Below are 20,120 nucleotides of genomic sequence, written 5' to 3'. Positions count from 1 at the left end.
TCGTGCGCCTTCCCTTCCTGCTCACGCTCCCCCGGGTGCTGCGCCACAGTGCGACGATCGGCGCGGATCTGGTGCCGGACGAGGCGGTGGTCGTCGACGCGCCGGACACCGCGCTGCGTACGGCGCTGGCAGCCGCCACCGCGGGCGACCACGGCCCCGCCCGCGGTCTCCTCGCCGCGACCCGCGCGCACGCGCAGTGGGAGCTGAGGGACGGATACGTGGCGCGTCTCGCCGACGCCGCGCTGCACAATCCGGGCTGGCTGGACGCATGGCTGGCCGAGTCGCCCGAGGACCCGGACGCGGCCCTGGTCAAGGCGGACCTCTGCATCGGCCAGGCCTGGGAGATCCGCACCCCGGAGCGCGCCCGGAACGTCTCGCGGGACCAGTTCCAGGCCTTCTTCGCGCTCCTGGAGGACGCGGTCCCGGTGATCGGCGCTGCGGCCGGACTCAACCCGGCCGACCCGGTCCCCTGGCGCATCGCCCTCACCCACGCACTGGGCAGCCAGGCCCCGCGCGCCGTGTTCGACGACTACTGGGCCGAGGCCACCGCCCGCGATCCGCACCACTACGGCTGCCACACGGCGGCCCTGCAGTACCTGTGCGCGAAGTGGTACGGCTCGCACGAGGAGATGTTCGCCTTCGCCGAGGGCGCGGCCGCCACGGCCCCGCCCGGCTCGAAACTGCACGCCCTGCCCCTGTCGGCGGCGCTGGAGTACGAGGTACTCACCGAAGGCCCGTCGTCCGCCGCCCCCGACCCGTTCGCTCCACGCGTGGCGGCGGCCGTCACCCGCGCCCTGGCGCTCTCCGCCCAGTACGCCCCGGGCAGCCGCGAGGCGGCGGGCTTCCGCAACCAGCTGGTCCTGATGCTGTTGCGCGCGGAGCGCTGGCACGACGCCCTCGACACGTTCCGCGCGATCGGCGCCACCGCCACCACATACCCCTGGGCGCACTTCGGCGACGACCCGCGCCAGGAGTTCCTCGACATCCGCTCGGGCGTCCGGATCCATGTGGCGACCAGAACCCCGTTCTTCTCCCGACCCTCGCACCCGCAGGCCGTCGTCCCGGCCCCCGTCTGGACGGAAGGCGCCCCCTGCGCGCTCGCGATAGCGGCGGCCCGCCCGGCGGAGGTGGCCCAGGCGGCCCTGATGTGCGGCGTATCCCTGCGTACGGCGCCGGCATCGGCGACGCACACATACATCGAGGCCGTTCCCGACCCCAGGCCGGCCAAGCGCTCGGTGCTCTCCACGGAGGACCGGCTGACCACCGCGGCCGACAATTTCACCACCGGCGAGAAGTGGCCGACGCTGGTCCTGCGCCGCGCGCCCGAACGCTGCGGCTTCACCCTGTTCCACAAGGGCCGCCCACTCGCCACGCACGAGTGGAACGCCACGTCGCCGGCCCCGGACCACACCGCGGCAGCCACCACGGCCGCCGCCCTGTCCCGGCTCTACGGCCTGGCGGACCCGCGCCCGGTGACCCACATCCTCCGCGCCACGGGGAACCCGGCCCAGCACCAGTCCGACCTGCTGGCCGCCCTCGCCCTCCCCCCGCTCCCCGCGGACTTCGGCACCCGCCCGGAGATCCTGGACACGCTCTCCGGCGCCCGGGTCCTCACCCGCCGGGGCCTGCTCGCAGGCATACGCGACACGATGACGACGCGGGACGGTGCCCACCCGCCGGCCCCCGGCCGTCACGACCCCCGGCCGGCCCGCTGGTGGCTGCTGCGCATCGCGGCTCTGGCGGTGCTCGCAGCGGCCGCGGTCCACGGCTGGTCGAGTCCCGGCACCGGACCGGTCCGTGCGGCGGTGGTGACGCTGGGCGCACTGCTCCTGGCGGGACAGCTGACGAGGGCCTGGTGCCGGCGGCGGGCCCGCACGCCCAGGACACTCCCCCACTGACCTGCTGACCTGCTGACCACCCTTCAGGCCGAGCACCGCACCGGCAGTGCGGCACCACCAGGGGGACTCAGCAGCACCCGCCCCCCGGCAGCGTCCGGACATTGCGCGCTTCCTTGTTGCGCGCCGCGAGCAACTCGGCCGCCGGATAAGCGACTTCCTCCAGCGTCAGCCCGTGCGGCCGCACCACATGCACCCCCGGGTCCCGCACCCCGGCCGCCAGCACCTGGGCCGGCCACGGATCGGGCCGCCGCCCGTCGCCCACGAACAGCATCGCGCCCACCAGCGCACGCACCATGTTGTGGCAGAAGGCGTCGGCCTGCACGGTCCCCGTGATGACGCCGGACTCCGTGTCCCGTACCCAACTCAGCTTCTGCAGCGTGCGGATGGTCGTCGCACCCTCGCGCTTCTTGCAGTACGCCGCGAAGTCGTGCTCCCCGAGCATCCGCGCCGACGCGGCGTTCATCGCTTCCACATCCAACGGCCGGTCGTGCCACAGCACATGTCCACGCGTCAGCGGATCGGCGCCACCGGGCCGGTCGGAGATGCGGTAGGCATACCGCCGCCACAGCGCGGAGAAGCGTGCGTTGAACCCCGCCGGGGCCTCGGTCACCCGCCAGATCCGTACATCGGGCGCCATCCGCCCGGCCATCCGCCGCAGCAGCAGGTCGCGGTGCTCGGCCCACACCTCGATGGGCAGATCGACGTGCGCGACCTGGCCACGGGCGTGCACCCCCGCGTCCGTGCGCCCGGCGACCGTCAGGTCGTACGTCCGCGCCGACCGCGTCACGGTCCGCAGCGCGTCCTCGATCTCCCCCTGCACCGTGCGCCGGGCCGTCTGCTTCGCCCAGCCGGAGAAGTCCTTGCCGTCGTACGCCAGGTCCAGCCGCACCCGTACCGAGCCGGGCTCCACTTCGTCACTCACCGAAAGATCCTCTCAAGCCGGAACATGCGGAACGGGCCCGCACCGCCCCGAAGGGTGATGCGGGCCCGTCCAGTGGTCTCAGAACGCTCAGGCGTCCTTGGACTCCTCCGCCGGAGCGGCGTCCTCGGCGGACTCGGCCGGAGCCGCGTCCTTCTTGAGGGAGTCTTCCTTGACCGCACGCTTCGTCGCGGCCTCGGCCTCACCGGTGGCCTGCTGCGCCACGGTCAGCGCCTCGACCAGCTCGATGACGGCCATCGGGGCGTTGTCGCCACGACGGTTGCCGATCTTGGTGATGCGCGTGTAACCACCGGGGCGGTTCTCGTAGCGCGGGGCGATCTCGGTGAAGAGCGTGTGCACGACGCCCTTGTCCGTGATCGACTGCAGAACCAGGCGACGGTTGTGGATGTCGCCCTTCTTCGCCTTGGTGATGAAACGCTCGGCGACCGGACGCAGGCGGCGGGCCTTGGCCTCGGTCGTCGTGATGCGGCCGTGCTCGAACAGCGACTTCGCAAGGTTGTTGAGAAGAAGCTTCTCGTGCGCGGCGCTGCCGCCCAGACGGGCACCCTTTGCGGGACGCGGCATGGTGTATCTCCTTGTGTGCTGCACCGGCCGTATCAGGTACCGGTGTCAGTTCCCGTGAAGCGGCCGCCTCACGGAAGAACATGGGTCGGCCGGGCTCATCGAGCCCGTCCGGCGATCGAGGGCAGAGCCCTCACTCCGGTCCACGGCGCCCGGAAATCCCGGGCGCCACGGCCGGAGGCGTCCTAGTACTGCTCGGTCTCGACGAAGCCCGCGTCCGCGTCGTCGTCGGCGCCGAAGGCGTCGGCGGCGGCGGTCGGGTCGAATCCGGGCGGGCTGTCCTTGAGCGCCAGGCCCATGCCGGCCAGCTTCGCCTTGACCTCGTCGATCGACTTCGCACCGAAGTTGCGGATGTCGAGCAGGTCGGCCTCGGAACGAGCCACGAGCTCACCCACGGAGTGGATGCCCTCACGCTTGAGGCAGTTGTACGAACGGACCGTGAGCTCGAGCTCCTCGATCGGCAGCGCCAGATCGGCGGCGAGCGCGGCGTCCGTCGGGGACGGGCCCATGTCGATGCCCTCGGCATCGATGTTGAGCTCGCGGGCCAGACCGAACAGCTCGACCAGGGTCTTGCCGGCCGACGCCATGGCGTCACGGGGACGCATGGCCTGCTTGGTCTCGACGTCGACGATCAGCTTGTCGAAGTCGGTGCGCTGCTCGACACGGGTCGCCTCGACCTTGTACGTGACCTTGAGCACCGGCGAGTAGATGGAGTCGACCGGGATACGGCCGATCTCCTGGCCCACCTGCTTGTTCTGGACGGCGGAGACGTAGCCGCGACCGCGCTCGACGGTCAGCTCCATCTCCAGCTTGCCCTTGCTGTTCAGCGTGGCCAGGACCAGGTCCGGGTTGTGGACCTCGACACCGGCCGGCGGGGCGATGTCAGCGGCGGTGACCAGGCCGGGACCCTGCTTGCGCAGGTACATCACGACCGGCTCGTCGTGCTCCGAGGAGACGACCAGCTGCTTGATGTTGAGGATGAGGTCGGTGACGTCCTCCTTGACGCCCGGCACGGTGGTGAACTCGTGCAGGACACCGTCGATCCGGATGCTGGTGACAGCAGCGCCGGGGATCGAGGAGAGGAGCGTACGACGGAGAGAGTTACCGAGGGTGTAGCCGAAGCCCGGCTCCAGCGGCTCGATCACGAACCGGGAGCGGAACTCGTCAACGACCTCTTCGGTCAGCGACGGACGCTGAGCGATAAGCATGCTGCGATCCTTCAGTCGTGGGCGCCCACTATTTGACGCCCCCAGATACTGACAAGGGTACGGGCGGCACGACCCGAAAGAGCCGTACCGCCCGGACCCACGAGCTCTTCTACTTGGAGTAGAGCTCGACGATCAGCTGCTCCTGCACCTGGGTGTCGATCACCTGGCGCTCGGGCAGGGAGTGCACGAGGATCCGCATCGTCGACGGCACGGCTTCGAGCCATGCCGGAACGGTGCGCTCGCCGGCCTCGGCCTGGGCCACCTGGAAGGGGGTCAGGGCCTTGGACTTCTGGCGGACCTCGATGACGTCGTTCGCGGCGACGCGAGCCGACGGAATGTCGGTCTTCGTGCCGTTCACAACAATGTGTCCGTGACGCACCAGCTGACGGGCGTGGTCGCGGGACTTGGCGAAGCCGGCCCGGTACACCACGTTGTCGAGGCGGGTCTCAAGGATGCGCAGAAGGTTCTCACCGGTCTTGCCGGCCTTCTGGTTCGCTTCCTTGTAGTAGTTCACGAACTGCTTTTCAAGAACACCGTAGATCCGCGAGCACTTCTGCTTCTCACGAAGCTGAAGAAGGTACTCGCTGTCCTTGGTGCGCCCGCGTCCGTGCTCACCCGGGGGGTAAGGACGGATCTCGATCGGGCACTTCGCGCTCTCGCACTTGCTGCCCTTGAGGAACAGCTTCTGCTTCTCCCGACGGCAACGCTTGCAGTCGGCCCCGGTGTATCGCGCCATTTTCCAGTTGTCTCCGTTGCTTCAGTGCGTCAGACGCGACGGCGCTTGGGCGGCCGGCATCCGTTGTGCGGAGTGGGGGTGACGTCCTGGATGGAACCGACCTCGAGGCCCGTGGCCTGGAGGGAGCGGATCGCGGTCTCGCGGCCGGAGCCCGGGCCCTTGACGAAGACGTCAACCTTGCGCATGCCGTGCTCCTGCGCGCGGCGGGCGGCCGACTCGGCGGCCATCTGCGCGGCGAAGGGGGTGGACTTGCGCGAGCCCTTGAAGCCGACGTGGCCGGCGGAGGCCCAGGAGATCACGTTGCCCGAGGGGTCCGTGATCGAGACGATGGTGTTGTTGAACGTGCTCTTGATGTGCGCGTGGCCGTGAGCGACGTTCTTCTTTTCCTTGCGACGCACCTTCTTGGCTGCGCCCTGACGACCCTTGGGGGGCATGTCTTGACTCCAGATGGAGAGGGGAGGTGATCGGTCCTACAGCGAAGACCGCTGGATGCTGCGACGTTCCGGGGATCCGGACTGGCGCAGTACGTCCGCTGAGGACTACTTCTTGCCCGGCTTCTTCTTACCGGCGATCGCGCGACGCGGGCCCTTGCGGGTACGGGCGTTCGTGCTGGTGCGCTGGCCGTGGACCGGCAGACCACGACGGTGGCGGATGCCCTGGTAGCAGCCGATCTCGATCTTGCGGCGGATGTCGCCCTGGATCTCGCGGCGAAGGTCACCCTCGGTGCGGAGGTTGGCGTCCACGTACTCGCGGATCTTGACCAGGTCCTCTTCGGCCAGGTCACGAACGCGGGTGTTCGGGTTCACACCCGTGGTGGCAAGGATCTCCTTGGACCGGGTGCGCCCGATACCGAAGACGTAGGTGAGGGCGACCTCCACGCGCTTTTCGCGCGGGATGTCAACACCTGAAACGCGTGCCATTCAATGGCTCCAGTTGTTAATTCGGGGGTCTTCCGCAGTGCCACTCCCGGCCGCCGACCGCCCCGTGGAAGGAGCGGTGGTACGTCCGGGTCCCCGGCCCCCGCCGGAGGTGTCGTCAGCCGTGGCTTGGACGGGCTCTGCGTATGTACGTATTACGTGCGTCGCGCGAAGTACTGCGAGATGCAGGGGGTCGTGCGTCAGCCCTGGCGCTGCTTGTGGCGCAGGTTGTCGCAGATGACCATGACCCGGCCGTGACGGCGGATCACCTTGCACTTGTCGCAGATCTTCTTGACGCTCGGCTTGACCTTCATTGGATGTCAGGTTCTCCGGGTCAGTGCCATCACCCCGCCGGAGCGGGGCGTGGGCAAGATCTACTTGTATCGGTAGACGATCCGGCCACGCGTCAGGTCGTACGGAGAGAGCTCCACCACGACCCGGTCGTCCGGGAGGATTCGGATGTAGTGCATCCGCATCTTGCCGGAGATGTGCGCGAGGACCTTGTGACCGTTCTGGAGTTCCACCTTGAACATGGCGTTCGGGAGGGACTCGATCACGGTGCCCTCAATTTCGATGGCACCTTGCTTCTTGGCCACGCTTCGCCTTTCGAATCGGCTACCTTGATCGACTCTCTACGCCGTATGTGGACACACGGATGCACGAGAGCCGACGAGTCAGTCTACGTCAGCGGACCCCAAAAGACGAATCCGTCAAGTTTGCCCAGCGAAGTAGATCCTTAGACCCGATTCCTGGACGCGGTCCTCGCGGGTTCGACGCCGGGGCGCTCCACAGGCTTCGGACCGCCGTGCCGGGCTCCGCCCGGCCGGTGGCGTCCGGCCTCAGCCCAGCGGGTCCGGCGCCACCTCGACGCCGTACTGCGCGAGCTTCGCGCGGCCGCAGTCGGGGGCCGTCAGCACCAGGGGGCCCTGCTCGGTGAGGGCGATCGAGTGCTCCCAGTGGGAGGACCAGGTGCCGTCCGTCGTGATGACCGTCCAGTCGTCCTGGAGCACCTCGGTCTGCGCCGTACCGAGCGAGACCATCGGCTCGATCGCCAGGCAGACTCCGGGAACCAGCTTGATGCCCTTGCCGCGCTTGCGCGCGACGTAGTTCAGCAGGTGCGGGTCCATGTGCATCTCGGTGCCGATGCCGTGGCCGCCGTAATCCTCGATGATCCCGTACTTGCCGGTGGCCGGGCGGGGCTGGCGGCGGATGTAGGACTCGATCGCCTTCGAGATGTCGACGAGGCGGTTGTTCACCTTCATGGCGGCGATCCCGGCCCACATGGACTCCTCGGTCACCCGGGACAGCTCGATGAGCTCCGGAGCGTGACCGGTGCCGACGAACGCGGTGTATGCGGCGTCGCCGTGCCAGCCGTCGACGATCGCGCCGGCGTCGATGGAGATGATGTCGCCGTCCTTCAGGACGGTCTTCTCGTCCGGGATGCCGTGGACGACGACCTCGTTGACCGACGTGCAGATGGTCGCGGGGAACCCGCCGTACCCGAGGAAGTTCGACTTCGCTCCGTGGTCGGCGATCACCTTGCGCGCCACCTGGTCCAGGTCCAGGGTGGTGGCGCCGGGCACCGCGGCCTCGCGCGTGGCCGCGTGAATGGCAGCGACCACCAGTCCTGCCTCACGCATCTTCGCGATCTGCTCGGGGGTCTTGATCTGCACCATTGCGCGGCGCCTCTCTGCATCTGACGGGTATCGAAGGGTGACGGGTGCTGCGGCGTACTCCACGATACGGCGCAAACAGAGCCGGCCGCGGCGCCCAAGGACGCCGCGGCCGGCTGTACAGCTACTACGGGTGTTTCTCAGTCCTCGCCGGACTTCTTGAGGGCTTCCATCGCCCGCTCGGTCACATCGGTGACCTTGCCGAGCGCGGAGATCGTGACCACCAGGCCCTGGGACCGGTAGTAGTCGATGATCGGCTCGGTCTGCGTGTGGTAGACCTCGAGCCGGGTCCGGACCGTGTCCTCGGTGTCGTCGTCGCGCTGGTACAGCTCGCCGCCGCAGGTGTCGCAGACACCCTCGGTCTTCGGCTGGTTGTACGTGACGTGGAAGACGTGCGAACCGTCGTTCCGGCAGATGCGCCGGCCGGCGATGCGCTTGACCACCTCGTCCTCGGGGACCTCCAGGTCCAGGACCGCGTCCAGCTTGGTGTCCTCGTCCTTGAGCATCGCGTCAAGGGCCTCGGCCTGTCCCACGTTGCGGGGGAAGCCGTCGAGGAGGAAGCCGTTCGCGGCGTCCGGCTGGGCCATGCGGTCCTTGGCCATCCCGATGGTGACCTCGTCCGGCACCAGCTGGCCTGCGTCCATGTAGGCGCGGGCCTGCTTGCCAAGGTCGGTGCCCTGGCTGATGTTGGCGCGGAAGAGATCGCCCGTGGAGATCTGTGGAATCGACAGGTTCTTGGCAAGGTACGCAGCCTGCGTTCCCTTGCCGGCACCGGGCGGCCCGACGAGGACGATTCGCATCAGCGGAGGAACCCTTCGTAATTGCGCTGCTGGAGCTGACTCTCAATCTGCTTCACGGTCTCCAGACCCACACCCACGATGATGAGGATGCTCGTCCCGCCGAACGGGAAGTTCTGGTTTGCACCACCGAAGCCTGCCAACGCCATCGTCGGCACCAGAGCGATCAGACCCAGGTACAGCGAGCCCGGCCAAGTGATCCTGTTGAGCACGTAGCTCAGGTACTCGGCAGTAGGTCGACCAGCCCGGATACCCGGGATGAAGCCACCATACTTCTTCATGTTGTCGGCGACTTCCTCGGGGTTGAACGAAATCGCCACATAGAAGAAGGCGAAGAAGACGATCAACAGGAAGTACGCCGTGATGTAGTACGGGTGGTCGCCCTTGACGAAGTGGTCCTTGATCCATGTCGCCCAGCCCGCAGTGGAGTTGGAGAACTGGACGATCAAGGCCGGGATGTAGAGCAGCGAAGAAGCGAAGATGACGGGAATCACACCCGCCTGATTGACCTTCAGCGGGATGTACGTGGACGTACCACCGTACGACCTGCGGCCGATCATGCGCTTCGCGTACTGGACCGGGATACGGCGCTGGGCCTGCTCGACGAAGACCACGAGGCCCACCATCACGAAGCCGATCAGAATGACCGTACCGAACTCGATCCAGCCGTCGGCCAGCTTGCCGCTCTGCTTGATGGCCCACAGGGCGCCGGGGAAGCTGGCGGCGATCGAGATGAACATCAGGATCGACATTCCGTTGCCGATACCGCGGTCGGTGATGAGCTCACCGAGCCACATGACGGCGGCGGTACCCGCGGTCATCGTGACCACCATCACGATGGTCGTGAAGATGGAGTGGTTCGGAACAATCTGGTCGGCGACCGGGCAGCCGCTGAACAGCGCGCCACTGGTGGCGGTGGCCACCAGGCCGGTGCCCTGGAGGATGGCGAGCGCGACCGTCAGATAACGCGTGTACTGCGTGATCTTGGTCTGGCCGGACTGCCCCTCCTTCTTGAGCGCCTCGAGTCGGGGAATGACCACGGTCAGCAGCTGAAGAATGATGCTGGCCGTGATGTACGGCATGATGCCGAGCGCGAAGATCGTGATCTGCAGCAGTGCACCACCGCTGAACATGTTCACCAGGCCGAAGAGGCTGTTGTTGCCCTTACTGGCCTGATCGACACAGGTCTGAACGTTCTCGTAGCTCACTCCCGGGACCGGGATGTGCGCCCCGAGCCGGTAGAGCACGATGATGCCGAGCGTGAAGAGCAGCTTCTTGCGCAGGTCGGGCGTCTTGAACGCCCGGGCGAACGCGGTGAGCACGGTGCCTCCTGCGACCCCCGCGCAGAGCGAGAGGTGACGGTCTTGAGGATCGACGAATACGTAACAGTCAAAGATTCCCGGGCGTGTGCCCAGGGGTTACCACAGCAACAGTGCTGGCCACCTTACCGGCGACCATGCCCCCCTAGGAACGACCAACCGGGGATGCCTCATACAAGAGGCATCCCCGGTCGGATGTTCAGGCCATCGAGTTGTCCGAGTTGTCTCAGACGAGCTCGGTGACGGTGCCGCCGGCGGCGGCAATCTTCTCCTTGGCGGAGCCGGAGACGGCGTCAACCGAAACCTGCAGCGCCACGGAGATCTCGCCCTGTCCGAGGACCTTGACGAGGTGGTTGTTGCGCACCGCACCCTTGGCGACCAGGTCGGCCACCGTGACCTCTCCACCCTCGGGGTAGAGCGTCGCGAGCTTGTCCAGGTTCACGACCTGGTACTCGGTGCGGAACGGGTTCTTGAAGCCCTTGAGCTTCGGGAGACGCATGTGGAGGGGCATCTGCCCACCCTCGAAGCGCTCCGGAACCTGGTAACGGGCCTTCGTGCCCTTGGTACCACGACCAGCGGTCTTACCCTTGGACGCCTCACCACGACCCACACGGGTCTTGGCGGTCTTGGCGCCCGGGGCAGGCCGGAGGTCGTGGGCCTTCAGCGGGTTGTTCTCCGCCATGTCAGTCGACCTCCTCAACCGTCACGAGGTGGCGGACGGTGTGAGCCATGCCGCGGAACTCGGGGCGGTCCTCCTTGACAACCACGTCGTTCAGGCGCTTGAGCCCGAGCGAACGAAGGGTGTCGCGGTGGTTCTGCTTGCTGCCGATGTACGACTTCGTCTGCGTGATCTTGAGGCGAGCCATTACGCACCCGCTCCCGCACGCGCACGAAGCAGAGCCGCGGGGGCGACGTCCTCGAGCGGCAGACCACGGCGAGCCGCGATCTCCTCGGGACGCTGCAGGCCCTTGAGGGCCGCCACGGTCGCGTGCACGATGTTGATCGCGTTGTCGGAGCCGAGCGACTTCGACAGGATGTCGTGAACGCCGGCGCACTCCAGAACGGCGCGCACCGGGCCACCGGCGATAACACCGGTACCGGGGGAAGCAGGCTTCAGCAGGACGACGCCCGCAGCCTTCTCGCCCTGGATCGGGTGAGGAATGGTGCCCTGGATACGCGGAACCTTGAAGAAGTTCTTCTTGGCTTCTTCCACGCCCTTGGCAATGGCCGCGGGAACTTCCTTGGCCTTGCCGTAACCGACACCGACGGTGCCGTCACCATCGCCCACCACGACCAGCGCGGTGAAGCTGAAGCGACGACCACCCTTCACAACCTTGGCGACGCGGTTGATCGCGACAACGCGCTCAACGTACGCGGTCTTCTCGGCGGCAGCTGCGCCGCCGTCACGGCCCTTCCGGTCCCGCCGCTCGCCGCCACCGGCACCGCTTCCGCGGCGCTGGGGTCCAGCCATTGGATTTACCTCTCTCTGTTACGTCCGCTGTGCGTAGGAACCGGGGCTTAGAACTTCAGCCCGGCTTCACGGGCGGCGTCAGCCAGAGCGGCAATCCGCCCGGCGTACTGGTTACCACCGCGGTCAAACACGACGGCCTCGACGCCTGCGGCCTTGGCACGCTCGGCGACCAGGGCCCCGACCTGCTTGGCCAGGGCGCTCTTGTCACCCTCGCCACCACGGATGGACACGTCCAGGGTCGAAGCCGACGCGAGCGTGTGGCCCGCGACGTCGTCGATGACCTGAGCGACCATGTGGCGGTTGGACCGTGTCACGACCAAGCGCGGACGCTCCGGCGAACCGGAGATGTGCTTGCGGACACGGATGTGGCGACGCTTGAGGGCAGCGCGCTTGTACGCGTCGCCCTTGGCGATCTTTACGCCGTATGCCATGGCTACTTACCAGCCTTTCCGACCTTGCGGCGGATGACCTCGCCGGCGTACTTGACGCCCTTGGCCTTGTACGGGTCAGGCTTCCGCAGCTTGCGGATCTTGGCCGCGGTCTCGCCGACCTTCTGCTTGTCGATGCCCTCGACGGAGAACTTCGTGGGGGACTCCACCTTGAAGGTGATGCCCTCCGGGGCCTCGATCAGGATCGGGTGGCTGTAGCCCAGGGCGAACTCCAGGTTGGAGCCCTTCGCCTGGACGCGGTAACCGACACCGCTGATCTCGAGCGCCTTGGTGTATCCCTGGGTCACACCGGTGATCATGTTCGCCACCAGCGTGCGGGACAGGCCGTGAAGGGCCTTGTTCTGACGCTCGTCGTTCGGGCGGACGACGTTCAGGACGCCGTCCTCACCCTTGGTGACCTCGATCGGCGACGCAACGGTGTGCGAGAGGGTGCCCTTGGGGCCCTTCACTGCGACCGTGCGGCCATCGATGGTGACGTCCACACCGGCGGGAACCTGGATGGGGAGCTTGCCGATTCGCGACATGAGCTATTCCTCCGTTCCCGACTACCAGACGTAGGCGAGGACTTCCCCACCTACGCCCTTCTTCTGAGCCTGCTGGCCGGTCAGGAGACCGTGGGACGTGGAGATGATCGCCACGCCCAGGCCGCCGAGGACCTTCGGCAGGTTGGTGGACTTTGCGTATACACGCAGACCCGGCTTCGAGATTCGCTTGATGCCGGCGATCGAGCGCTCGCGGTTCGGGCCGAACTTCAGCTCGAGGACGAGGTTCTTGCCGACCTCGGCGTCCTCGACCTTCCAGCCGGTGATGAAGCCCTCCTGCTGGAGGATCTCCGCGATGTGCGACTTGATCTTGCTGTGCGGCATCACGACGGAGTCGTGGTACGCCGAGTTCGCGTTACGCAGACGCGTGAGCATGTCTGCGATGGGATCAGTCATGGTCATGAATTGGCCTTCGGCCTCTCTCGCCGGGGTTTCCTGTATGCGCCATCCCTCTCCCCACTCAGTGGCGGGACGGGTGCGGTGCGGGGACCTACGGCGTAGTAAGTCGGTCTTGGGCGGCAGGCGCCCAACCCCACAAGCCTACGGCATGTGAGGCCGGGCTCCTGCCGACCAGATGCTTACCGAGAGCTTCCGTCAATTCCCAACGCCCAGAGGGCGAAGGAGAATTACCAGGAACTCTTGGTCACGCCCGGCAGCTCGCCACGGTGAGCCATCTCACGAAGGCACACGCGGCACAGGCCGAACTTGCGGTAGACGGAGTGGGGCCGGCCGCAGCGCTGGCAGCGGGTGTACCCGCGAACGCCGAACTTCGGCTTACGGGCGGCCTTAGCGATCAGAGCCTTCTTCGCCACGGTCAGTTCTCCTTGAACGGGAAGCCGAGGTGACGAAGGAGGGCACGACCCTCGTCGTCATTGGTCGCCGTGGTGACCACGGTGATGTCCATGCCCCGGACCCGGTCGATCTTGTCCTGGTCGATCTCGTGGAACATGACCTGCTCCGTGAGACCGAAGGTGTAGTTGCCACGGCCGTCGAACTGCTTCGGCGACAGGCCACGGAAGTCACGGATACGCGGCAGCGCGAGCGACAGCGTACGGTCCAGGAACTCCCACATCCGGTCACCACGGAGGGTGACGTGGCAGCCGATCGGCTGACCCTCACGCAGCTTGAACTGCGCGATGGACTTGCGGGCCTTGGTGACGGCCGGCTTCTGGCCGGTGATCGTGGTGAGGTCGCGCACGGCGCCATCGATCAGCTTGGAGTCGCGGGCGGCGTCGCCCACACCCATGTTGACCACGATCTTGACCAGACCGGGAATCTGCATGACGTTCTCGTACGAGAACTCCTCACGCAGCTTGCCGGCGATTTCCTCGCGGTAGCGCGTCTTGAGACGCGGCGCAGTGGTGGCAGTCATCAGATGTCCTCACCGGTCCGCTTGGCAACGCGGATCTTGTTGCCCTCGTCGTCAAAGCGGTAGCCGACGCGGGTGACGACCTTCTTGCCGTCCTTCTCCACAACCAGCTGAACGTTGCTGACGTGAATCGGGGCCTCAGTGGTGACGATGCCGCCGGTCTGCGAACCGCGAGCCGTCTGACCGGCCTTGGTGTGCTTCTTGACCCGGTTGACACCCTCGACGAGGACGCGGTTCTGCACGGGGTAGGCCACGATGACCTTGCCCTGCTTGCCCTTGTCCTTACCGGTGATGACCTGAACCAGGTCGCCCTTCTTGATCTTCATGCTTACAGCACCTCCGGCGCGAGCGAGATGATCTTCATGAACTTCTTCTCGCGCAGCTCACGGCCCACCGGGCCGAAGATACGGGTGCCGCGGGGGTCGCCGTCGTTCTTCAGAATGACGGCGGCGTTCTCGTCGAAGCGGATGTACGAGCCATCCTGACGACGACGCTCCTTGACGGTGCGAACGATGACGGCCTTGACGACGTCACCCTTCTTCACGTTGCCACCGGGGATCGCGTCCTTGACGGTGGCGACGATGACGTCACCGATGCCCGCGTAGCGGCGACCCGAACCACCGAGAACACGGATGGTGAGGATTTCCTTCGCACCCGTGTTGTCGGCGACGCGAAGTCGCGACTCCTGCTGGATCACGTCTATCTCCTGATCGTCTGCCGGTTCCCGGCGGGGTCCGGACCCGATCGGATCCGAACCCCGCCGAGCCTGGCGGAACTTGCCTGAGGGGAATGCCCCTCAGGAATTACTTGGCCTTCTCGAGGATCTCGACGACGCGCCACCGCTTCGTGGCGGACAGCGGCCGGGTCTCCATGAGGAGGACACGGTCGCCGACGCCGGCGGCGTTCTGCTCGTCGTGCGCCTTGAGCTTGTTCGTACGGCGGATGACCTTGCCGTACAGCGCGTGCTTGACACGGTCCTCGACAGCGACGACGACGGTCTTGTCCATCTTGTCGCTGACGACCAGACCCTCACGGGTCTTGCGGAAACCGCGGTCGGTGTTCGTCTCAGTCACAGTCTTCTCGCTCATCAGGCGCTCTCCACCGTCTCGATGCCCAGCTCGCGCTCGCGCATCAGGGTGTAGATCCGGGCGATGTCCTTACGGACGGACTTGAGCCGGCCGTGGTTCTCGAGCTGACCGGTCGCCGCCTGAAAGCGGAGATTGAACAGCTCTTCCTTGGCCTCGCGGAGCTTGTTGAGGAGCTCCTCGTTGCCCAGCTCGCGCAGCTCGGACGCCTTGGTACCGGCCGACATCACGACTCACCTGCCTCGCGCCGAACGATCCGGCACTTCATCGGAAGCTTGTGAGCAGCGCGGGTAAGCGCCTCACGAGCAATCTTCTCGTTCGGGTAGGACAGCTCGAACATCACCCGACCGGGCTTGACGTTCGCGATCCACCACTCGGGAGAACCCTTACCGGAACCCATGCGGGTCTCGGCGGGCTTCTTCGTCAGGGGGCGGTCCGGGTAGATGTTGATCCAGACCTTGCCGCCACGCTTGATGTGGCGGGTCATCGCGATACGAGCTGCCTCGATCTGGCGGTTCGTCACGTACGCCGGGGTCAGCGCCTGGATGCCGTACTCGCCGAACGCAACCTGCGTGCCACCCTTGGACATACCGCTGCGCTTCGGGTGGTGCTGCTTGCGGTGCTTGACCCTACGGGGGATCAGCATTTCGGTCAGGCCTCCGTTCCGGTGCTCTCAGCCGGAGCAGCGGCGGCGGGAGCGTCGGCCTTGGGGGCCTCCGCTGCCGGCGCGGACTGCTGCGGCTTGCGACCGCGACCGCCACGCTCGCCACCACGGCCACCGCGGCCGGCCGGGCGGTCAGCGCCGCCACGGGCCGGGCGGTTGCCAGCGCGGGCAGCAGCGTTCTCGGCGCGGACCTCGGCGATGTTCTTGACGTCGCCCTTGTAGATCCAGACCTTCACACCGATGCGGCCGAAGGTCGTCTTGGCCTCGAAGAAGCCGTAGTCGACGTTCGCGCGGAGCGTGTGCAGGGGCACACGGCCCTCGCGGTAGAACTCCGAGCGGGACATCTCGGCGCCGCCGAGGCGGCCACCGCACTGGATCTTGATGCCCTTGGCGCCGGCCTTCATCGAGCTCTGCATGCTCTTACGCATGGCACGACGGAAGGAGACGCGGGAGGAGAGCTGCTCGGCGACGGCCTGGGCCACCAGCTGAGCGTCCACCTCGGGGTTCTTGACCTCGAGGATGTTCAGCTGGACCTGCTTGCCGGTCAGCTTCTCCAGCTCGCCACGGATGCGGTCGGCCTCGGCGCCACGGCGACCGATGACGATGCCCGGGCGGGCGGTGTGGATGTCAACGCGGACGCGGTCGCGGGTGCGCTCGATCTCAACCTTCGAGATGCCGGCCCGCTCCATGCCCTTCGTCATCATGCGACGAATGGCGACGTCTTCCTTGACGTAGTCCTTGTACAGCTTGTCGGCGTACCAACGGGACTTGAAGTCCGTGGTAATGCCGAGCCGGAACCCGTGCGGGTTTACCTTCTGGCCCATTACCGGGTTCCTTCCTTGCTGCTGACGACCACGGTGATGTGGCTGGTCCGCTTACGGATCCGGTAGGCACGGCCCTGAGCACGCGGACGGAACCGCTTCAGGGTCGGGCCCTCGTCCACGTACGCCTCGCTGATGACCAGCGAAGAGGCGTCGGTGTGGTCGTAGTTGTGTGCAGCGTTGGCGATGGCGCTGTCAAGCACCTTGCCAACCGGCACGCTCGCGGCCTGCGGGGCGAAACGCAGGACCGCCTGAGCCTCCGTGGCATCCATGCCACGGATGAGGTCCACCACGCGGCGGGCCTTCATGGGCGTGACGCGGATGTACCGCGCCTGGGCCCTGGCTTCCATGGTTGTCCCTTCGGTGTAAGTCATAGTCAGTCACCCCGCGTTAGCGGCGCTTCGACTTCCGGTCGTCCTTGACGTGGCCGCGGAAGGTGCGAGTCGGCGAGAACTCGCCGAGCTTGTGGCCGACCATCGACTCGGTGACGAACACCGGGACGTGAATCTTGCCGTTGTGCACCGCGATGGTGTGACCCAGCATGGCCGGGACGATCATCGAGCGACGGGACCAGGTCTTGATGACGTTCTTGGTGCCTGCCTCGTTCTGTACGTCCACCTTCTTGATGAGGTGGCCGTCGACGAAGGGCCCCTTCTTGAGACTGCGCGGCATCTAAACCCGCTCCTAGCGCTTCTTGTTCGTCTTGCGGCGGCGGACGATGTACTTGCTCGATGCCTTCTTCGGCGAGCGAGTACGACCCTCCTTCTGACCCCACGGCGAGACCGGGTGGCGACCACCGGAGGTCTTGCCCTCACCACCACCGTGCGGGTGGTCAACCGGGTTCATCGCGACACCGCGGACGGTCGGGCGAACGCCCTTCCAGCGCATGCGGCCGGCCTTGCCCCAGTTGATGTTCGACTGCTCGGCGTTGCCGACCTCGCCGATCGTGGCGCGGCAGCGGGCGTCGACCAGGCGGATTTCACCCGACGGCATACGAAGGTGGGCCATGGTGCCCTCCTTCGCCAGCAGCTGCACGGAGGCACCCGCGGAACGGGCGAACTTCGCGCCGCCGCCGGGCCGCAGCTCGATGGCGTGGATGGTCGTACCGACCGGGATGTTGCGCAGCGCCAGGTTGTTACCGGGCTTGATGTCGGCCGCGGGGCCGTTCTCGACCCGGTCGCCCTGCGTGAGGCCACGCGGCGCGATGATGTAGCGCTTCTCGCCGTCCGCGTAGTGCAGGAGCGCGATGCGCGCGGTGCGGTTGGGGTCGTACTCGATGTGCGCGACCTTGGCCGGCACGCCGTCCTTGTCGTGACGACGGAAGTCGATCACTCGGTAGGCGCGCTTGTGGCCACCGCCCTGGTGGCGAACGGTCACACGACCGGCGTTGTTACGGCCGCCCTTGCTGTGCAGGGGGCGGACCAGCGACTTCTCCGGCGTGGACCGCGTGATCTCGACAAAGTCGGCGACGCTGGAGCCACGACGGCCCGGGGTCGTCGGCTTGTACTTGCGGATACCCATTTCTCAGTCCTCGTCCGATTCCGGACGACTCGACCTCCGTCAGGAGGTCGGGCCGCCGAAGATGTCGATACGGTCGCCCTCGGCGAGGGTCACGATGGCGCGCTTGGTGTCAGCGCGCTTGCCGAAACCGGTCTTGGTGCGCTTGCGCTTACCCTGCCGGTTGATCGTGTTGACCCCGGTGACCTTGACCGAGAAGACCGCTTCCACGGCCTGCTTGATCTGGGTCTTGTTGGAGCCGGGCGCGACGATGAACGTGTACTTGTTCTCGTCGAGCAGCGCGTAGCTCTTCTCGGAAACGACCGGCTTGACGAGAACGTCGCGCGGGTCCGTGAAGGTCTTGCTGGTTACGGTCGCCTCGCTCATCAGGCGTCGCTCCCTTCGGTCTCATCGGCCTTGGGGCCAGACACGAAGGACTCGAAAGCGGCCTGGGTGAAGACCACGTCGTCGGAGACGATCACGTCGTACGTGTTGAGCTGGCCCGGCTCCAGGATGTGCACCTGGGGCAGGTTGCGGGCGGACAGCCACGCGGCCTCGTCGGCGCGGTCGACGACCAGGAGCAGGTTCTTGCGCTCCGAGATCTTGCCGAACAGCGTCTTGGCGGCCTTCGTGGAGACTGCACCGTCGACCACGCCGGTGACGACGTGGATGCGGGAGTGGCGTGCCCGGTCGGAGAGGGCACCGCGCAGGGCGGCGGCCTTCATCTTCTTCGGGGTGCGCTGCGAGTAGTCACGCGGCTGCGGGCCATGGACGACGCCACCGCCGACGAACTGCGGCGCACGGGTCGAACCCTGGCGGGCGCGGCCGGTGCCCTTCTGGCGGTACGGCTTGCGGCCACCACCACGGACTTCGCCGCGACGCTTGGTCTTGTGCGTGCCCTGACGGGCAGCAGCCAGCTGTGCGACAACGACCTGGTGGATCAGCGGAACGCTGGTCTTCGCGTCGAAGATCTCCGCGGGGAGCTCGACGGTACCGGCCTTGTCGCCTGCCGGCGAAAGGATGTCAATGGTGCTCATTACCTCAAGCCCCCTTGGCCGCGGTACGGACCAGGACGAGGCCGCCGTTCGGACCGGGGACTGCGCCCTTGATGAGGAGCAGACCCTTCTCCGCGTCAACCGCGTGGATGGTCAGGTTCTGGGTGGTGACGCGCTCGTTGCCCATGCGACCCGCCATGCGCATGCCCTTGAAGACACGGCCGGGGGTGGCACAGCCACCGATGGAGCCGGGCATGCGGTGCACACGGTGGGCACCGTGGGACGCCTTGCCACCCTTGAAGTTGTGGCGCTTCATCACACCGGCGAAGCCCTTGCCCTTGCTCTTGCCCGTGACGTCAACCTTGACGCCGGACTCGAACACTGCGGCAGTGACCTCCTGGCCCAGCGTGTACTCGCTGGCGTCAGGGGTGCGGAGCTCCACCAGGTGGCGGCGCGGGGTCACGTCGGCCTTGGCGAAGTGGCCCTTGAGGGGCTTGTTCACCTTGCGCGGGTCGATCTCGCCGAAGGCGATCTGGACCGACTCGTAGCCGTCGCTGTCGTTGGTGCGGACCTGGGTGACGACGCAGGGCCCGGCCTTGACGACGGTCACCGGGACGACCCGGTTGTTCTCGTCCCAGACCTGGGTCATGCCGAGCTTCTCGCCCAGGACGCCCTTAATGTTCTTAGCCATCTCGCGCGTCACCTCAGAGCTTGATCTCGATGTCGACGCCGGCCGGCAGGTCGAGACGCATGAGCGAGTCAACCGTCTTCGGCGTGGGGTCGAGGATGTCGATGAGGCGCTTGTGCGTGCGCATCTCGAAGTGCTCGCGCGAGTCCTTGTACTTGTGCGGCGACTTGATGACGCAGTACACGTTCTTCTCAGTGGGCAGCGGCACCGGGCCTGCGACCGACGCACCAGTGCGGGTCACCGTCTCGACGATCTTCTTCGCCGAGGAGTCGATGACCTCGTGGTCGTAGGCCTTGAGCCGGATGCGGATCTTCTGTCCCGCCATGGCTACTAGTAGTCCTGTCTCTCGTAACGCTCTGGAACCCGGGGGTTCTGGAAACTTCTCCTCCGACCCACGCGGTCGGGCGTGTCGCATCCCCTCTACGCAGAACTCCCGAAGGATTTCCCAACCAAGGGGGTGCGGGCCGTGGACCGCGCTGTGCTCAATAAA

At 66.7% G+C, this 20,120-nt stretch carries 33 protein-coding genes; 1 reads left to right on the top strand and 32 read right to left on the bottom strand.

The features are described from left to right. Nucleotides 1-2: 2 nt before the first annotated feature. The gene (locus tag LRD69_RS19605; RefSeq protein ID WP_277327857.1) at nt 3-1,898 is read left to right on the top strand and encodes a hypothetical protein; all 1,896 of its coding nucleotides are present in this window, start codon (nt 3-5) and stop codon (nt 1,896-1,898) included. A gap of 67 nt (nt 1,899-1,965) precedes the next feature. On the opposite strand, the gene truA is transcribed toward LRD69_RS19605, so the two are convergent. The 32 genes from truA to rpsJ all read right to left on the bottom strand — a co-directional run bounded on the left by truA (nt 1,966) and on the right by rpsJ (nt 19,955). Beyond that, a complete protein-coding gene (truA, locus tag LRD69_RS19600; RefSeq protein ID WP_277327856.1) occupies nt 1,966-2,820 on the bottom strand; it encodes a tRNA pseudouridine(38-40) synthase TruA in 855 nt (284 codons plus the stop codon). 87 nt (nt 2,821-2,907) lie between these two features. Further along, on the bottom strand, nt 2,908-3,402 hold the full coding sequence (gene rplQ, locus LRD69_RS19595; RefSeq protein WP_277327855.1) for a 50S ribosomal protein L17: 495 nt from the start codon (nt 3,400-3,402) through the stop codon (nt 2,908-2,910). Between the two features lie 182 nt (nt 3,403-3,584). Then, nucleotides 3,585-4,607: a DNA-directed RNA polymerase subunit alpha gene (locus tag LRD69_RS19590; RefSeq protein WP_031080491.1), complete on the bottom strand. Its 1,023-nt coding sequence runs from the start codon at nt 4,605-4,607 to the stop codon at nt 3,585-3,587. A 109-nt stretch (nt 4,608-4,716) separates the two neighbouring features. Next, nucleotides 4,717-5,343, bottom strand: coding sequence for a 30S ribosomal protein S4 (gene rpsD, locus LRD69_RS19585; RefSeq protein WP_277327854.1), 627 nt, complete (start codon nt 5,341-5,343; stop codon nt 4,717-4,719). 29 nt (nt 5,344-5,372) lie between these two features. Next, nucleotides 5,373-5,777, bottom strand: coding sequence for a 30S ribosomal protein S11 (rpsK, locus tag LRD69_RS19580; protein WP_003956432.1), 405 nt, complete (start codon nt 5,775-5,777; stop codon nt 5,373-5,375). Between the two features lie 105 nt (nt 5,778-5,882). After that, entirely contained in the window at nt 5,883-6,263 is a 381-nt protein-coding gene (gene rpsM / locus LRD69_RS19575; RefSeq protein WP_014047799.1) for a 30S ribosomal protein S13, read from the bottom strand. A 197-nt stretch (nt 6,264-6,460) separates the two neighbouring features. Then, the gene (rpmJ, locus tag LRD69_RS19570; RefSeq protein WP_003956441.1) at nt 6,461-6,574 is read right to left on the bottom strand and encodes a 50S ribosomal protein L36; all 114 of its coding nucleotides are present in this window, start codon (nt 6,572-6,574) and stop codon (nt 6,461-6,463) included. A 60-nt stretch (nt 6,575-6,634) separates the two neighbouring features. Continuing rightward, on the bottom strand, nt 6,635-6,856 hold the full coding sequence (gene infA, locus LRD69_RS19565) for a translation initiation factor IF-1 (RefSeq protein ID WP_003956442.1): 222 nt from the start codon (nt 6,854-6,856) through the stop codon (nt 6,635-6,637). Nucleotides 6,857-7,099: 243 nt separating this feature from the next. After that, nucleotides 7,100-7,936, bottom strand: a complete 837-nt coding sequence (map, locus tag LRD69_RS19560) for a type I methionyl aminopeptidase (RefSeq protein ID WP_277327853.1) — start codon at nt 7,934-7,936, stop codon at nt 7,100-7,102. A 137-nt stretch (nt 7,937-8,073) separates the two neighbouring features. Next, nucleotides 8,074-8,733, bottom strand: a complete 660-nt coding sequence (locus tag LRD69_RS19555; RefSeq protein ID WP_277327852.1) for an adenylate kinase — start codon at nt 8,731-8,733, stop codon at nt 8,074-8,076. After that, a complete protein-coding gene (secY, locus tag LRD69_RS19550; RefSeq protein WP_277327851.1) occupies nt 8,733-10,052 on the bottom strand; it encodes a preprotein translocase subunit SecY in 1,320 nt (439 codons plus the stop codon). The genes LRD69_RS19555 and secY overlap by 1 nt, the downstream gene beginning before the upstream one ends. A gap of 223 nt (nt 10,053-10,275) precedes the next feature. Beyond that, nucleotides 10,276-10,731: a 50S ribosomal protein L15 gene (rplO, locus tag LRD69_RS19545; RefSeq protein WP_037688017.1), complete on the bottom strand. Its 456-nt coding sequence runs from the start codon at nt 10,729-10,731 to the stop codon at nt 10,276-10,278. A gap of 1 nt (nt 10,732) precedes the next feature. After that, nucleotides 10,733-10,915 (bottom strand): 50S ribosomal protein L30, encoded by a 183-nt coding sequence (rpmD, locus tag LRD69_RS19540; RefSeq protein ID WP_030914154.1) that lies wholly within the window; start codon nt 10,913-10,915, stop codon nt 10,733-10,735. Beyond that, nucleotides 10,915-11,520, bottom strand: coding sequence for a 30S ribosomal protein S5 (gene rpsE, locus LRD69_RS19535; RefSeq protein WP_030914151.1), 606 nt, complete (start codon nt 11,518-11,520; stop codon nt 10,915-10,917). Before rpsE ends, rpmD begins: the two co-directional genes overlap by 1 nt. Before the next feature lie 47 nt (nt 11,521-11,567). After that, a complete protein-coding gene (rplR, locus tag LRD69_RS19530) occupies nt 11,568-11,951 on the bottom strand; it encodes a 50S ribosomal protein L18 (protein WP_277327850.1) in 384 nt (127 codons plus the stop codon). Between the two features lie 2 nt (nt 11,952-11,953). Beyond that, on the bottom strand, nt 11,954-12,493 hold the full coding sequence (gene rplF / locus LRD69_RS19525; RefSeq protein ID WP_030914145.1) for a 50S ribosomal protein L6: 540 nt from the start codon (nt 12,491-12,493) through the stop codon (nt 11,954-11,956). Nucleotides 12,494-12,514: 21 nt separating this feature from the next. Further along, nucleotides 12,515-12,913 (bottom strand): 30S ribosomal protein S8, encoded by a 399-nt coding sequence (rpsH, locus tag LRD69_RS19520; RefSeq protein WP_005313538.1) that lies wholly within the window; start codon nt 12,911-12,913, stop codon nt 12,515-12,517. A gap of 224 nt (nt 12,914-13,137) precedes the next feature. Then, nucleotides 13,138-13,323: a type Z 30S ribosomal protein S14 gene (locus LRD69_RS19515; protein ID WP_003948630.1), complete on the bottom strand. Its 186-nt coding sequence runs from the start codon at nt 13,321-13,323 to the stop codon at nt 13,138-13,140. 2 nt (nt 13,324-13,325) lie between these two features. Beyond that, nucleotides 13,326-13,883: a 50S ribosomal protein L5 gene (gene rplE, locus LRD69_RS19510; protein ID WP_037688009.1), complete on the bottom strand. Its 558-nt coding sequence runs from the start codon at nt 13,881-13,883 to the stop codon at nt 13,326-13,328. Then, nucleotides 13,883-14,206 carry a 50S ribosomal protein L24 gene (rplX, locus tag LRD69_RS19505; protein WP_277327849.1) on the bottom strand — a complete coding sequence of 108 codons (324 nt, stop codon included), beginning with the start codon at nt 14,204-14,206 and terminating at the stop codon, nt 13,883-13,885. The genes rplE and rplX overlap by 1 nt, the downstream gene beginning before the upstream one ends. Nucleotides 14,207-14,208: 2 nt before the next feature. Continuing rightward, nucleotides 14,209-14,577, bottom strand: a complete 369-nt coding sequence (gene rplN / locus LRD69_RS19500; RefSeq protein ID WP_003966950.1) for a 50S ribosomal protein L14 — start codon at nt 14,575-14,577, stop codon at nt 14,209-14,211. A 106-nt stretch (nt 14,578-14,683) separates the two neighbouring features. Further along, a complete protein-coding gene (gene rpsQ / locus LRD69_RS19495) occupies nt 14,684-14,968 on the bottom strand; it encodes a 30S ribosomal protein S17 (protein ID WP_030977953.1) in 285 nt (94 codons plus the stop codon). Next, a complete protein-coding gene (rpmC, locus tag LRD69_RS19490) occupies nt 14,968-15,192 on the bottom strand; it encodes a 50S ribosomal protein L29 (protein WP_015035581.1) in 225 nt (74 codons plus the stop codon). The genes rpsQ and rpmC overlap by 1 nt, the downstream gene beginning before the upstream one ends. Next, nucleotides 15,192-15,611 (bottom strand): 50S ribosomal protein L16, encoded by a 420-nt coding sequence (gene rplP, locus LRD69_RS19485; RefSeq protein WP_014047785.1) that lies wholly within the window; start codon nt 15,609-15,611, stop codon nt 15,192-15,194. Before rplP ends, rpmC begins: the two co-directional genes overlap by 1 nt. 5 nt (nt 15,612-15,616) lie before the next feature. Continuing rightward, entirely contained in the window at nt 15,617-16,453 is an 837-nt protein-coding gene (gene rpsC / locus LRD69_RS19480; protein ID WP_037688007.1) for a 30S ribosomal protein S3, read from the bottom strand. Beyond that, nucleotides 16,453-16,800: a 50S ribosomal protein L22 gene (rplV, locus tag LRD69_RS19475; protein ID WP_004571827.1), complete on the bottom strand. Its 348-nt coding sequence runs from the start codon at nt 16,798-16,800 to the stop codon at nt 16,453-16,455. The genes rpsC and rplV overlap by 1 nt, the downstream gene beginning before the upstream one ends. Before the next feature lie 40 nt (nt 16,801-16,840). Then, a complete protein-coding gene (rpsS, locus tag LRD69_RS19470; RefSeq protein WP_003966956.1) occupies nt 16,841-17,122 on the bottom strand; it encodes a 30S ribosomal protein S19 in 282 nt (93 codons plus the stop codon). Nucleotides 17,123-17,134: 12 nt separating this feature from the next. After that, nucleotides 17,135-17,971 (bottom strand): 50S ribosomal protein L2, encoded by an 837-nt coding sequence (rplB, locus tag LRD69_RS19465; protein ID WP_093773282.1) that lies wholly within the window; start codon nt 17,969-17,971, stop codon nt 17,135-17,137. Between the two features lie 39 nt (nt 17,972-18,010). Next, nucleotides 18,011-18,334: a 50S ribosomal protein L23 gene (gene rplW, locus LRD69_RS19460; RefSeq protein WP_037688005.1), complete on the bottom strand. Its 324-nt coding sequence runs from the start codon at nt 18,332-18,334 to the stop codon at nt 18,011-18,013. Further along, nucleotides 18,334-18,984, bottom strand: a complete 651-nt coding sequence (rplD, locus tag LRD69_RS19455) for a 50S ribosomal protein L4 (RefSeq protein ID WP_030914133.1) — start codon at nt 18,982-18,984, stop codon at nt 18,334-18,336. Before rplD ends, rplW begins: the two co-directional genes overlap by 1 nt. A 4-nt stretch (nt 18,985-18,988) precedes the next feature. After that, nucleotides 18,989-19,633, bottom strand: a complete 645-nt coding sequence (gene rplC, locus LRD69_RS19450; RefSeq protein WP_030914132.1) for a 50S ribosomal protein L3 — start codon at nt 19,631-19,633, stop codon at nt 18,989-18,991. A 13-nt stretch (nt 19,634-19,646) separates the two neighbouring features. Further along, nucleotides 19,647-19,955, bottom strand: coding sequence for a 30S ribosomal protein S10 (gene rpsJ, locus LRD69_RS19445; protein WP_003948644.1), 309 nt, complete (start codon nt 19,953-19,955; stop codon nt 19,647-19,649). Between the last annotated feature and the right edge of the window lie 165 nt (nt 19,956-20,120).

This window comes from Streptomyces sp. JH14, assembly GCF_029428675.1.
Classification (GTDB): domain Bacteria; phylum Actinomycetota; class Actinomycetes; order Streptomycetales; family Streptomycetaceae; genus Streptomyces.
The sequence above is the reverse complement of the archived record's forward strand: the minus strand, read 5'-3'. Positions and strand labels throughout refer to the sequence as shown.